9 protein-coding genes are annotated in these 15,128 nt (G+C 32.0%); 2 read left to right on the forward strand and 7 right to left on the reverse strand.

Annotated elements, in window-relative coordinates; all coding sequences use genetic code 11:
* The first annotated feature begins 69 nt into the window (after positions 1-69).
* The gene (locus J2S15_RS04275) at positions 70-693 is read left to right on the forward strand and encodes a TetR/AcrR family transcriptional regulator (RefSeq protein ID WP_307405786.1); all 624 of its coding nucleotides are present in this window, start codon (positions 70-72) and stop codon (positions 691-693) included.
* Positions 694-700: 7 nt separating this feature from the next.
* Here J2S15_RS04275 and J2S15_RS04280 read toward each other — a convergent pair whose 3' ends face one another.
* The 5 genes from J2S15_RS04280 to J2S15_RS04300 form a co-directional block, all read right to left on the reverse strand.
* On the reverse strand, positions 701-1,789 hold the full coding sequence (locus J2S15_RS04280; RefSeq protein ID WP_307405787.1) for a hypothetical protein: 1,089 nt from the start codon (positions 1,787-1,789) through the stop codon (positions 701-703).
* 196 nt (positions 1,790-1,985) lie between these two features.
* Entirely contained in the window at positions 1,986-4,937 is a 2,952-nt protein-coding gene (locus J2S15_RS04285) for a hypothetical protein (RefSeq protein WP_307405789.1), read from the reverse strand.
* Between the two features lie 10 nt (positions 4,938-4,947).
* A complete protein-coding gene (locus tag J2S15_RS04290) occupies positions 4,948-6,264 on the reverse strand; it encodes an RNA polymerase sigma factor (RefSeq protein WP_307405790.1) in 1,317 nt (438 codons plus the stop codon).
* A 462-nt stretch (positions 6,265-6,726) separates the two neighbouring features.
* Entirely contained in the window at positions 6,727-9,855 is a 3,129-nt protein-coding gene (locus J2S15_RS04295; RefSeq protein ID WP_307405791.1) for a UvrD-helicase domain-containing protein, read from the reverse strand.
* Between the two features lies 1 nt (position 9,856).
* On the reverse strand, positions 9,857-12,487 hold the full coding sequence (locus tag J2S15_RS04300; protein ID WP_307405792.1) for a PD-(D/E)XK nuclease family protein: 2,631 nt from the start codon (positions 12,485-12,487) through the stop codon (positions 9,857-9,859).
* A gap of 706 nt (positions 12,488-13,193) precedes the next feature.
* Here J2S15_RS04300 and J2S15_RS04305 point away from each other — a divergent pair.
* Positions 13,194-13,811: a hypothetical protein gene (locus tag J2S15_RS04305; RefSeq protein ID WP_307405793.1), complete on the forward strand. Its 618-nt coding sequence runs from the start codon at positions 13,194-13,196 to the stop codon at positions 13,809-13,811.
* Between the two features lie 23 nt (positions 13,812-13,834).
* Here J2S15_RS04305 and J2S15_RS04310 read toward each other — a convergent pair whose 3' ends face one another.
* Together J2S15_RS04310 and J2S15_RS04315 are read right to left on the reverse strand one after the other, a co-directional pair.
* Positions 13,835-14,344 (reverse strand): transcription repressor NadR, encoded by a 510-nt coding sequence (locus J2S15_RS04310; protein WP_307405794.1) that lies wholly within the window; start codon positions 14,342-14,344, stop codon positions 13,835-13,837.
* A 3-nt stretch (positions 14,345-14,347) separates the two neighbouring features.
* A complete protein-coding gene (locus J2S15_RS04315; RefSeq protein ID WP_307405796.1) occupies positions 14,348-15,115 on the reverse strand; it encodes a ZIP family metal transporter in 768 nt (255 codons plus the stop codon).
* Positions 15,116-15,128 lie beyond the last annotated feature (13 nt).

The raw sequence follows: 15,128 nt of genomic DNA on the forward strand, positions 1-15,128 counted from the left end.
CAACTTTTGACATTCCTCTTGAAAATCATTTAAAATAGATTATAGTAAAATTAGTAAAGAGGTATTTCTATGGGTATAATCAAAGAACCAAAGCAAGAACGATCAATTGAAAAACGTAACAAAATATTAGAAGCTGGATACAAACTAATTCTAGAAAAAGGTTACTATAATACAAACACTGCAGAGATTGCCAAAGCTGCAGGTGTTTCTTCTGGAATCGTATACCGCTACTTTAAAGATAAAAAGGATATTCTGCTACAAGCAATGCAGGCACATTTTGAAGATTTAATGTACAATCGAATATTTGTTCAATTTGAAAACTTAACATCCAAAGAAGAAATACCTGCTCTATTACCCAGTATCTTACAGTACTTCGTAGAAATGCATAATTATGGTCTAAAGGAAATCAATGAACTTACAGCTCTTGCCTTACTTGATGATGATGTACAAGAGTTTATGGAGTACTTCCGTAATCGTACCTGTACAGTTATTGAAGAAACAATGATTCGTTTAGGATATGGTGAAGAACATACGAAAGAAAAAGCATTTATGATCTGGCAACTAGCAAATCATCTTTGTGATGATTCTGTACTTGTCCGACATTTAAACTTAGATTTTGATTTTATTTTTCAACACTCACTTGAACAAATCATGGATATATTAGAATGCAAAGGCTTAGAACACACTTTCTAAGCCTTTTTCAATTAAATTCTATAGTCCACCTTTCACTTCCATCTGTATTACACCCACAAGTCCAAGCTCTATATCCTTTCAAATAATAAATACTATTTTTATTATCTATTTGCGCCTGTGCCCACTTTCTTGCATCAGATTCACTTTCAAATGCTAATCCTGTATTTCCTAATGGCTTAATTACCCACTCACACGTATCTGTATCATTACTTGTATAATATAGCTTAACACCTGCGACAGTGATAACACTGGTAGCTACTGGTTCCTCTATTGATTCTTTATGATTAGAGCTATCATTAGTTTCAGAATTCTCTAAAGAAGCATTACTTTCTATTTCTTGATTATTTTCATTATTTACACTCTCACTTGTTTCATCGCTGTTAAGAGCCACCACTTCTTCTCCCTCCACATTATTATCTTCATTTATTTCTTGTTGTATCACTGAAGCAATGAGATTCCCGTTTTCATCACGTTTACTTATAGTCATTGAAACACCATCTCGTAACGCTGTTTCTGTGTCAACAATTACAATTTTTGAAGTCCTCTCTACAAAGTTACCATGAATATCCCAAGCAACAACATTTACCTCGTAAGTTCCAACTTCAGTAACATCTACATCTCCTATAACACTTATTGATACATCACTAAGATCAATAGCTAAAAAATAGTTTTCCAAATTTACACTATTATTGGTCGCAATTATTACTTCATCATAAAAACTAACTAGTTCAGGAACTGTTGTGTCTTCAACAATGATTTCAAAACTTATTTCCTGACCATTATAGATTATAGATGCTTCATATTCACCTACTCCATATTCCAAAAGGCTAATCTTTTCTTCTCCTTTATCATAATCAAAGGTCATATTTAAATTAGTTGTAGTATTTATGATTATAATTTTATCTATTTCTTCATTCCTTCCATCTATAATTTCGTCTAATTCTATCTGCATAGATTCTCCCAATTCGAATATAAATGAAGTATTTTTCAAAACTAATTCCTTATTATTAAATATAATAATTCCAAGAATAATAACAATAACTGTAACAATTGCTCCACCATATACTATAAGTTCTTTATCTCTATTTATTTTCATCAAATAATCATCTCCTTAACCATAAACCGTCTTATTATAAACAAGACCCATTAAGTTTTAAAAAGTCTCTATTTTCTATGAACTAAAATCAAGCACAACAAAGAGGATTGTCTTTACTAAATCCTCTTTCAATTATTATAAATTTTATTCTAATTATCAGTCATTCATTAATTGATCAATTTATTGATAGGAACTATTAAGAATTTATTTCTTTATTATGTTTTTTCAGCATCATTAGTAATCCCATTAATGATAAGAACATTAGTCCTATGTATGTATTTATATTTGTAGTATCTGATGTACTAACTGCATTATTACTATTATCTCCTGCAATACTTGGTTTTTGTGTAAGTTCAAGTTCTTGCTTCGTATAGTACAATCTTAAAGTTAAGCTACTATCAGCTAACACAATTCCACTCTCAATTGTTTCAGAAATTGTCTTATCTAATTTATAACCTACAAACACTTTTGCATCCGCATTAACACTTGCTCCTATAGTCCCAGCTATTGTATCAGACTCTTTCAATACATAACTACCATCTGATTGTTCCAGATAATATTCAACTTTATATGTTGCTTCAGTAGGTGCCACACTTGGATTCTTTTCCAAAACATAATACAAACGTAACACTAAACTTCCATCATGTGCAACAACCCCACTTTCTACAGTTAACGAATGAGTTGCATCATGTTTATGAGTTGTATATGTCTTTACGGTTGCACTTACATTACTGCCAGCAGTTGCAATAAACAAATCGCTTGAATCTAATTGGAATGATCCATCTTTTTGTTCAAGATAATGCTCTACTTTATAATCAACATCATCTAAGCCATAATATAATCTCAATACAAGAAATCCATCTCCTGCAATTATACCAGCACCTATTGTATCAACATGAGCAGTATCTAATTTATAACCAGTATATGTTTTCGCTACAGCTACCACTGTGTGTCCTGTTGTTCCAGTTAAACTCTCTGTATCTTGTAATACATAGCTTCCATCTGATTGCTCTAGATAATGCTCCACTTTATAAGCGATATCTGTATTTGCAGACCACTGTGCTACATAAGTAATATCTTCAGTTACTGTGGAACTAACTACTGGTGACCATCCTGTAAATGTATATCCAGCATTACCTGAAGGTTTCCCATCACTTGCTACTGCTCCACTGTATGCTGGTGTAGCAGTATTAATTACTACATTATTATGAGTAATTATACTAAATGTACCTTGAGTCCCTGGATCATATACCACATCATATTTATATTTCACATTAGTCATATAGACTGTTTTACCTTCAGGTTCAGTCGAACTAATCGTGAATTCTTCTGAAACCACTTTTCCTAATCCTGTATCATAACCATCTGAATTTGGTAAGTCATACTCACTACTGTATGCATCTTGTTGAACAAAACGATATGTTCCATCTCCAATTGCAGTAGTATCTACATATCCATTGGTACTAATTGTATCTCCAGACCATCCATTATAATCTACCCAATTTATGCCATCATGTCTTTGAAGTTTCATTGAAACACCATTTAAGAAATCAACTGTGTCCACATCAGTTAACCATACTCTTGCTTTACTTGCATCTACCGTTGCAACCGATCCACTAATTCCCTGAAGTGTACCTTTCCCAGTAAGTGAACTCTCATTGCCCCCTTTTGTGACAATTGCTGTATTCGTTTTCTCTGTATCAACAATTACCTTGTCATAACTCTCACCGATTCTCACCATATACTTAACAACATGTCCATTAATTACATTTCCATCTCCATAAACATCAGTAAAATATTGAACTAATGCAGCCCGATCACTTTCAGCATAATATCCATTTGATATACAAGCGTTTGCTGCTATTGTTGCAAAGTTTGGATCTATATCTGAATATCTTAACCCATTATCTCCAATATCACCAAAATATACCACTACTGTATGTATACCATTACTATCCTCATAAACACCCCATTCCAACGGGTTTAAACTATTTTTAAAATCATCATAAGACTGCCCACTTGTTTGATAAACTCTTGTGAAATAAGATGTAATTGCAAACTCTCGTGCAGTTGCTGATGCTGCTGCTCCACTAGTTAAATCAAAGGGTGCTGCTATAGTATACGAAACTATAAAATTACCATCAAATTTTCCACTTAAAGTATCTTCAAGATACATATCTTCAATCATTGTGAAATTTTGCCCCAATGGTTGCTGTGTCAATTCAAAAATTTTCTCATTATTAAGTGAAATTAACCAACGAATAGTTGAGTTTGATGGCAGTGTAGCAACTTTAGAATTATTTGGGCTAATAGGATATAATGTGTATTGTTTAAAGGTTATGTTTTTGGGGATTGTCCCTATTATTACATTCTGTGTGACTCCAAGCATTGTTCCATTATAAAGTGCACTTTCACCAGTAATAAAAGTCCCTTCAATATATTGCTTCCCTTCTGCATTTTCATTCAATCTTACTTCAATTTTACTAGCATTAATTCGCCATTCCCCTATTTCGATATCATTTTCATCAGTAAAAACTTCCCAATCCGAATTTGACATTGCCCAATAGCCACTTGTTTGATTCGTTGGGAGTGATGCAATGGTAAATGTATCATTTTCATGTAAAACTGCTCCACCTGTTGTTGATAAACTCCAATCAACCTTTAATTGATAATTGTACCCTGGAGTTGCTTGATTTGTTGTTGACAATGGGAGTTCATTTGAATCTAATATATCCCAGTCTTCCACCACAACATCTGCGGTATAATCCGTAACAGCCCTAGCAAGATCACTTCGATCAACCGTTTTCACTCCATCAACTGTTACTGTTTTTGTATATTCATACTTTTTATTAGTACCATCAAAGTATGAAACATAAAAATCATATGTTCCATTCTCTAATACATTATAATTTAAATCTGTAAGGTCCATTGCATTCCCATCTGGATCTTTAATTGATTCTACTGTATATTCTTCATCAATACTTGTTAAATCTAGTGAGATTACTGCGTTTTTATTATCTTCACCATAAGTAACTTCACTACGAATATCAAATTGCTCAACTGCTGATATTGTAGGTGCCCCAAAACTTGTCAACAATATAAAAGCGGACAATACCACTTTCCATGTTTTATTTAATTTTCCCTTCATTTTTTGCCTCCTATTTTACTTCTATTTCTAATAGATTATTTGCGTTATCTCTTATATAAAATTTATGTGTCGCAAACCGATCATTTTTAAATGTAATCGAGTTTGCTTGCTCATCATAAACGAAACTATCTGCTAATGATTCATTATAATAGTATTTAATACTGTCAGGATTTACTCCTGATATATCATCACTTAAATAAATAATATAGTTTTCATTTTTTGAATCTGAGATTACTAAAGGACTATGTTTATCAATATTATTTATTTCAATCATATGAGAATCTACGATTTTCCCTTCATGCTCCACTTCAATTACATAGGTTCCATTAGTATGAATCGTAGTTGTATTTTCATTATTGACTAAAATTTGATTATAGTTATCGCTGCTTAACTCAATCAATAAGTCTATACTTTTATTTGTATATTCCTTTTCATATTCAACACTAACAATTTGTGCAATCGCTACAACATCTTCCTTTTTTTCATCAATTACAGTGGTCTCTATTTTTTCTGGTTCCTGCGATTGATCTGGTGTGTTTAACCACAGTGCACCTCCACCTAGTAGCGTTAATATGACACCTCCACAAATCATAGCCTTCGTGAAAATCGAAAAGCCACTACCAGTTGTCACTACTGCTACTTTACTCAACACTTCCTGTAATTGAAGACTTACACTTTGTTCACTTATATTTCTGATAGGTTCAAACAATAGTGTATATGTTTCGCTTAACGCTGCTGGTGTTATTAGTACTAACACGTATGGTGTTTGTACACCCTTTGATTTTAAGTCTGTTCTTAAAGCTTCTTTGATTCTAACAAGTCGGGTAGATACAGTAGCTTTTGGTATGTCTAATATATCTGCTATTTCTTGTAACTTTAACCCTTCAAAGAATCTTAATAATGCAACTTCTTTTAATGGTTCACTCAACGTATCGATTGATTCACTAAGAATTTCTTTTACACGATTATTTTCAATTTCTTCCATTATTCCAATACTTTTTGTGTCTGCGAAATCTTCAACTGTTATATCACCCCCAAGATCTGATATTTTCATTTTCTTTCGATTCTGATTTTGGCACATACGATAGGTCATACGATATAGCCATGTATAAAATGCTTCAGGAGCTCTTAGACCATTAATACTTTTATAAACTCTTATAAATACATCTTGCGCAATATCCTTAGCAATCTCTTCATTTCTAAAATACTGTAATGCTATAAAATAGACATGACGATAATAAAAATGATATATTTCAGAAAATGCTTCGGAATCTCCATTAATTGCACGACTGATTACTTCATTAGAAATATTTTTTTTGTTTTCCATACTTATTTTGCCCTCAATTTCTTTCTTTAGTTACTGTTAAAAATTTCTAAGAAAGCTCTTTTTTTACTCAACTTTTAAGACTCCTGCATAATAGACCCCCATATTTAGAAAAAGTCTCACATTTTTATTAGAAATCTTTTTAAAACTTTAAACCTATACCCATCAGAACTTAAATTAACGTTTTTAACTAGTAATATATTTATTCTTTTATCTGAATAAATTACTGCCCTTATTCAATAAATTAGTCGTTATTTATTTTGCTTTCGTTCATTTAAATTGTCTTTTTTTATAAGAAAATGGTGCACCAATAAAGCAAAATGAAATAGTTTTCACTTATCAACTATAATGTTTCCTTTTATATTATTCTTCTATTTCTCACTTCTGTTAGTATTCCTAAAAAGACAAAAAAAGAAGAAACTTATCCACTTGGGATTTGCTTCTTCTTATTACGTTATAAATCATTTAATTTAGTTTTATCATCTTCTTTAATTCAAAACTATAAATGTATGTTGAAACTTTATGATTCTTATACATCCTTATTAATGCGTCATAATATGCATCAATCTGGGAACGATAGCGTTCCAATAAAACTGACTCATCAACACCTCGATCACTCTTGAAATCAATCATGATAACATCCTGTGTATCTACTGCAAGGAAATCCATGAATCCATGCATGATTCCATCATCCATTTTCACCATAAATGCATATTCATAATAAACATGCTGATATTGCAGCGCTTCTTCAAAGAGTGGCTGATTACGTAATGCTAACAGAACTGTTTTATCGTGTGCATCTAATGTAATCATTTCCTTTGAAGCTACTTCATCTAGCAATGATTCATTCCACTCAGTAGGTGGCAGTACTTCTACCATACGATGAAGATTTGTTCCTCTCTCGAAACCTAAATCCTCTTGCATTGTAAATTCCTGTGGTTTGGTAATTTTCATTTCTGTATCACTTGGAGATAAGAAACCAACTTCACTTACTGTTCCCTGATATGGTTTGAACTTATAGCTTTGGACTTGTTGTTCCATTACTTCACTTTCCCACATCTCATTTACATATCGATATTCAAAGAGTGGTGATGGTTCAATTGCGAATGCTTTTTGAATCCATCCTGTATAGCCTTTTAGCTTATAAAATTCATTGATTGAATATTCTTCAACTGAACTGTCTTTTCCTACATCCACAATATGAAGCACTTCCTGAGCTCTTGTCGTTGCAACATAAAGCAATCTTTGTTCTTCCTCTAAATATTCCTGCAGTTGCTTTTGACGAATTGCCAGAGATGTAATTGTTGGATAACGAACCAGTAGTTTTAAATCTAGATATTTCATACCCAATTTTAATTCTTCATCTACACTCGTAACACCTTCACTTGCGTGTATTCCAAAACTATTCGATGAGTATAAGAATACTACTCTAAACTGAAGTCCTTTAGATTTATGAATACTCATAATACGAACAACATCATCGTTCGCTCCGATTGGCATAGCTTCTCCAATTTCTAAACCTTTTTGATTTTCTAAATAATTCAAGAATCCATTGATGGAAAGTGCTTCATCTTTTTCATAAGCACATACCATTTCATATAGCATATCCAGATTCGCACGTTCCTGCGCACTTTGATATTCCATATAGTAATTATTAATATTATAAATAGTTTGAAGTAACTCACTTAATTTACTTGAGTACAGTTGTTTACGTAAAGCAAAGAAACTTTCTAATCTAGAATCCTCTTTGTAGTAATTTACATACGATGTTTTATCACGTTCAAGCTGAGCTTTCGCTAAGTCATTTACATCAAATTGATATAACTCTGAAGTTAGAATTGATACAAACTGTAAATCATCATATGGATTCACAAGCGCTTTTAAATAACTGATAATTGTCTGTACACTTTTACTATCGTAGAATCCTTGCTTCTTATTATAGAAACAAGGGATATTCACTTCATCCAGTGCTTCTTTAATTTCTTCCATTCTGGCATTGCTTCTTACCAAGATTACCATATCACGATAAGAGTATCCTTGCTTGACATGCTCCTGAATCTGATTAGCGATATAAGAAGCCTTTAATTCTGCCGAAGTATATTCTCCATCTACATCCACTTCTTTCTTATCAATCAAATGCATCATAACTGGAATAGCAACTTCTTCCTGTTTTGGTGTACCAGTTGCAACCTTATCTTCCTCTAAATAAGAAGAAGATAATTCATCTAGATTCATCAAACGATCAAAGAGAATATTATTAAAATCCACAATCGTTTTTGTGGAACGATAATTGTAACTCAAGAAAATCACTTCATCTTGCTCTTGAGGTTGTTCCATTAACCCTCTCATGATGGAAGGTAATGCGTGACGAAATCCATAAATGGACTGTTTAATATCACCAACTCGAAAGATATTATTTTCTCTGGCAATCAGTTTTACCAGTTCATCCTGTACATCATTACTATCCTGAAACTCATCAACCATAATTGAACGAAACTTTTTACGATATAAATTTGCTACATATCCACCATCAGCTTTTAATATCTGAATTGCATATTGCTCCATATCATTAAAATCAATTACTCCTTCATTGATTTTAAGTTGTTCATAAGCTTTTAAATAATCACTTGTTATCGAAATAAAGAAATGAATATCTTCTACCAGTTGATTATGATAAAAAACATAATCCTTTTCTTCAAACAACAGATTAAGAATACCTTTTTCCTTATCTGCAATTTCTTTAATATACGTTGCTTTTGATTCAGCAGGTAATTTCACTTTCATTCCTACTTTAAAATGCTCACGGAATGTTGCATAATCTTCATTTTCTAAACATGTGAATGCTTGTATATAATGATTCACTTTTGGCTGTAGTATATCATCTTCCATCTCTAAAATTGTTTTCTTACCTAAATCAATCAACAGATTTAATGGCACTTTAAACGAATCCAAGAAATAGTGAAAAATTTCAGAATTCACTTCTGCTATTTTTTCAATTGGTTGATAGTTTGATCTACAAGAATTTAAGAATGCTACAGGATCTGCTTTTGAATTTGCTAAGTTTGATAAACTTTCAATCTCACCCTCTAAACTTCCTCCTGTTTCTGGTCGTGAAGTAAAGTGCAGTGAAAATCTCGCAAACTCATCATTCTGGTATGCCTTATCCATTGCCTGTTTCATTGCTTGTTTTTTTAATGTACCAGCCTGTAATTCATCCATTGGATGATTGATACGCTCTTTACTAAGATCTGCCATATAATAGTATTCTTTAATAATATTCAGACAAAATCCATGAATCGTTGATATATTCGCTGAATCTAAATTAGCTAATTGTGTTTGAATATACTGTGGATTCTCACTTACTGCAAGTTCATCATGTAATGACTTTGCCAAACGCTTCTTCATTTCCATTGCTGCTGCTTCAGAGAATGTCATTGCGAGTATTTCATCAACTCCAATTCCCTCATCTTTAATTAAGTGCATTAAGCGAGCAATCAGCACTGTTGTTTTCCCAGCACCTGCACTGGCAGAAATCAGAATATTTTTATCTTTTGTATAGATTGCTTTTTTCTGAGCATCATTCCACTGTACCATGTTATCTGCCCCCTTTTCCTTTATGCACAATATATAAATCTTCTTCTACTTCTAATTGTTCACGATCATATTTGTGTCCTTTATAATGACAGATACTGCCATAACTACAAAAGTCACAAGAGTTTGGAATAATATCCATCTTACCTGCTTTGATATTATCAATTAACATCTGATAAATTCTTATCATTAGTTTTTCCAATCCATCAACATCATAGATATTTGTAAGTGATGTATAACCACCATCTTTCTTATATCCCACTCCATTTACAAACTGATGTTCTTTATCAATAACTTTAATATCTTCACTGGTAGTCCATCCTTCCAGTTTTTTACTCTTGATAAATTCATTATTGTAATCTTCTTCCCCATACACTTCAATTTCATTATCTTTCTTTACATACTTTGCATAACTTGCTGATTGAACTTTATTACCTAGGGAATAATAATACGCACCTACTGTACGTTTATGCAGAGTTCTAGCAGCTACCACCAAATAAGTTAATAACTGTAGTTTTAAAGATGAAAACACTTCTTCCTCTTTTAGTTTTCTTGCACTACTTTTATAATCGATAATTGATAAGAAATCATTGTTTTCATTCAAACGATCGATATATCCATATAAATGTAATTGTTCTTCACGAAGCGGTAGCGTGTAATCAAAGCGTGCTTCAGTTTTCGTAGGTATAAGTGCTGATTCTTTTTCCATTGTACTAAGAATCTTCATATTCTTCTCTATCGCAAACAGAAGTCTCTGCTTCACTACTAGAATTTCCTGTTTCAAATTTGGATACAGTCGTAATATTTCATCAATTTTAAGATCCAGTAATTCACTTACTTCTTCGATTGACTGATCTGCATATGCTTTTCCATACTTTTGCACAAATACTTCTAATACATAGTGCATTAGTGTTCCTGCTCTACGACTTTCAAACTCATAATTCTCAGGTTCTGGTATTTTAAGTCCATGACGAATAAAATATTTAAATGGACAGTTACTGTACATTTCATATGCACTGATAGATCCCTTAAACATTCCCTCAGGGTAAAATAACTGTCTACTATATTCTTTATCTAACTGTGCATTTATATCATAAGAATTTGTTGTAAAAGGTAGTACATATTGTTTTGGTCTTTGATTCATAAAGTTTTCAATTTCTAAAGACGCTTCCTTTTCTTTTCCAACAAAATTTGATGTAGCATAAAAGACTATTAACTTTTCACTTGAAGTTAGATTTTGTTGTAAATTCTTTTCATGTAACGCAAAACGCTTTTCTACTGATGGATAATTAAACAACCGTACATATCCTTCAGAAAATAATCCTCCAAGACTTTCAAAAGCTGGATAGTTATCACTACTTGCTCCTAGTATAAAATGATACTCATAATCACCCAACGGTTGACGCAGTGAAGTTACTGCAATACCTGCAGCAGTTGCTTTTCTTGAAATCTGGATTGACATAATCACATGTTCTAATATTTCTAAAGGTACTTCATCCAAATACGGAACTGCTTCTTTAATAGCACTACGAATCTGTCTTATTCCCTTTACATCATCAATTGATTTAAAGTTATGATGTTCATTCACTATTTCATCAATATAAAAAAGTGCATCTACTGTATTTAAAGTAACCAACTTTATCAGTTGTGCAGAAATTATCTCTTTTACTTCTTTAGCAGCAGTTTCTAATTCACATAAACGTTCATAATCAACTTTGCCAATTACATCAAAAACAATATCTGCTGTTTCCACATGATTAAAATCGTCTTGAATATTCTTTTCAAAGATTGTTACATATTGAAGAAAATCACTAATATTTTGATGATAGAATACTTCTTCTTCAATAACTTTTACCAATGTTTCCACACTCGGATTCAGGTAGTACTGTATAAGTGCAATATATTTAAATATTAATCTGCTTTTCGCAGATGAAGTAACCAGATAATAAGGAATCTGATAACGTTCAAATACCTGTTCAATAAATCCTTCATATTCACTATTTAAAAGAGTTAGTTTTGTTTTCTCTACAGGTACATTATGCTCAATAATATAACGTGCCATTGCTTCCACTTCTTCACGCTTATTTAATGTATAGTAAAATTCATTTTGAGGAATCAGTTCCGCTTTTTCAATCTTTAGCGCTCCCTTTTCCATCATCATTCGATAGATATCTTCATTATATAAATCAGGCATATAATCAATAATATAAACATTAGAAAAATCAGACTGACGATCTAGTGCCTGTTTGTGGAAATCAATGGTTAGTGGTATCTTCTGCAAAGCCTCCACTATATCTTTTAGTTCTTTTTGATAAGCATCTTCCTGAGGTAATGTTTCAACATCAATATCATAGCGTTTCATATTTTTAATAAATAATAAAACTTCATCAATAAAATCACCAGTTAAGGCGACACTTTTAAAATAGGTAAGATTTAACTTTGATAATACTTGATAATAGCGATAATAAAGTGCTTCACTCTTTTCACTACAAAGACTGTCCAAATAAACAGATAAAGAAAGAATCGAAACATTCGATACACTTTCTCTATTTTCAAGTAACTTCATTCTTATATCACTATGTAAATAACTATCTGCTAGAATAACAGAATTATCTTTAATATCTTCTAATCTCATATCTCACCTCTGCTCTTTTTATTATAAAGGTTTTTCATATAAAATCACAGTTAAAATAAATTCACTAACACAATAAAACAAAGAACTTATTTATGTCTTCTAATTTTAGGATTACTTACAGTTTTAGAGTAGTATATATCAAGGAAATAAAGATGACTAAATAGTAAATTTTGTTAATTTTTAATCTGTGATTTATCGTTGACACTCCACATTCAAATTGTTAATATAGTGATGAAAGATCTAGATATATCATTTTAATCTATATGAGTGGTGAACTCAATAAACTATCATGCGGGTGGTGAGCCCTATTAATAAAAGAACAGAAATCAATGAAATTCTGTTCTTTTATTTTAGGATTTAGATTGCTAATTGAGTAATAGATAGGGAGAAGATAAAAATATTCAAATTAAAATAGTAACCAAAAATTACAGATCAATATCATATATCAAAGATAGGGTAAAAAATGGTAAAATATCATTGACACCTACCTTTCAAATTGTTACCATATGTACAAAGAACAGTTATAAAATAACTGTCTTAAAGAGTCTTATACCATTTATGGTTTTGACAAACCTGTGGATTGAAAAATCTTCATTGGTAGACGGTAACCACTCCGTCGGTCTGGGATTCCTAGTTAAGCTAGGAATTTCAAAGTTTGGATACTGTTAAGTATCCTTTTTTTATTTTTATCTTAGAAAGGTAAGATATGGATAAAAAATCGATTAAAAATGGTGGTATCTATTTGGTAAACTATTCTGGAAATATTACTCCAGAATTTGGTATGAAGCATTTCAGTGTTCTTATAAAGACAACTGACTCTGAAATCTTTCTATCTTTTCCGATTACTTCAAAAATAGAAAGAATGTCTGATAAATCTGCTATCCTTTGTCCCCATAATAATGATTACGTTATTTTGTTAAAGCATGTAAGACCTGTGTCATTTAAAAGAGTTATTGCTCCACAAACAATTAACGGAATTAATATCATCTTAAATGAAAGACAATTAATAGAATTATTTACTGGATATGACACTTATTGTTTGAATATAAAAAATAAATCCATAGTTTCAGTAAGAAATTATCATAATCATAAGCATCAGTCAAAAAACAAAATGAAACTCATATGTTATCATTCTATCAATATAAATTGTGGTGATTCCTTATCCCCCATAGACTGTGTAAAAGAATATACAAATGGAAAATTAAGCATTCTAAATAACATATCCACTAAGATGAGCGGAGAATATATAATTAATGTACAGCTTAAAGATAAATATGGTCATAAAATAATCAGGAAAGTTAACGTAATTGTTAATGACAACTAATATCCCCTCTCATAAAAAAGCAACTACTCATACAAGTAGCCACCTTCTTTTAATTTATCTTTAATACGTTTTAACATCTCCTCATCATTGCACTTAATTGTGTGCAAGTGTACACCTTCATTCATCTCACTAAGATTTTTCGCATTATGCAACTGCATCTGTTCAATGAATAAGTCCACATCATAACGAGAAGCAATTTCCAGTTTTCCAACTAACTCACCATACAGTGGATGATCTACAATTACATTTTCTACAATTGCTCCATGGTCCACCATAATATAAAGTTCTTCTCTTGTATCCTCTGCCTTATGTTTGCAAGCGATTGTATAGTAATGATCTTCATCACTGTTTACATATACATAGCCTTTCACACTGGCAACAATTGGATTTTGATGTGCCTTTAAAATAGCAATATCACCAACAACAATCTGTCTGGAAACACCATAGCGTTTTGCCAGAGCCGTCGCATTGATTGGTGCATCTGCTTCTTTTAAATCTTTTAATATCTGTTCTCTTCTTTCGTTTGTGTTCATAATTTATCCTAGTACAACATCCAGAACCATCATCATAGCAAACCCAATCATAAAAATAAATGTAATTGAGTGTGAATGCTCATCCATATGGGCTTCTGGTATCAATTCCTCCACGACTACATACATCATAGCACCTGCAGCAAAAGATAACAACCACGGCATCATTCCATCAACCAGTGAAACTGCAAAGATGGCAATTGCGGCACCAATTGGTTCCACAATTCCTGAAAGCATACCGTAAATAAATGCTTTCCAGTTAGACATTCCCGTTTTCTTTAATGGCAATGAAATTGCTGCACCTTCTGGTATATTCTGTAATGCAATCCCTACCGATAAAGCAAGAGCTGCCGAAAATGAAACAGCATCACCACTTTGTAGTGCTACTCCATATAACAACCCTACTGCCATTCCTTCTGGAATGTTATGCAGTGTTACAGCAAGTACAAGCATCGTTGATTTCTTTAAGTGTGCAGGTATTCCTTCTACTGTATTTGTATTTGGATGTAAGTGCGGTAAAATCCTATCTAAAATATATAAGAATATACCTCCACACATAAATCCTATTGTTACTGGTATAATCGCATCATCTCCACCTGATTGTAGCGCTGGCAGAATGAGCGAAAAAAACGATGCACTTACCATAATCCCTGCAGCAAGTGCTAAAAAACTAGCTAATATTTTATCATTTACTTTTTCTTTGAATAAGAACACACAAAGTGCTCCTAATGTTGTTCCCACGAATGGAATCATAATCCCTATAAATGTATTCATATCTTTCTCCTCT

The sequence above is a fragment of the Breznakia pachnodae genome (genome assembly GCF_030814225.1).
GTDB classification, from domain to species: Bacteria; Bacillota_I; Bacilli_A; order Erysipelotrichales; family Erysipelotrichaceae; genus Breznakia; species Breznakia pachnodae.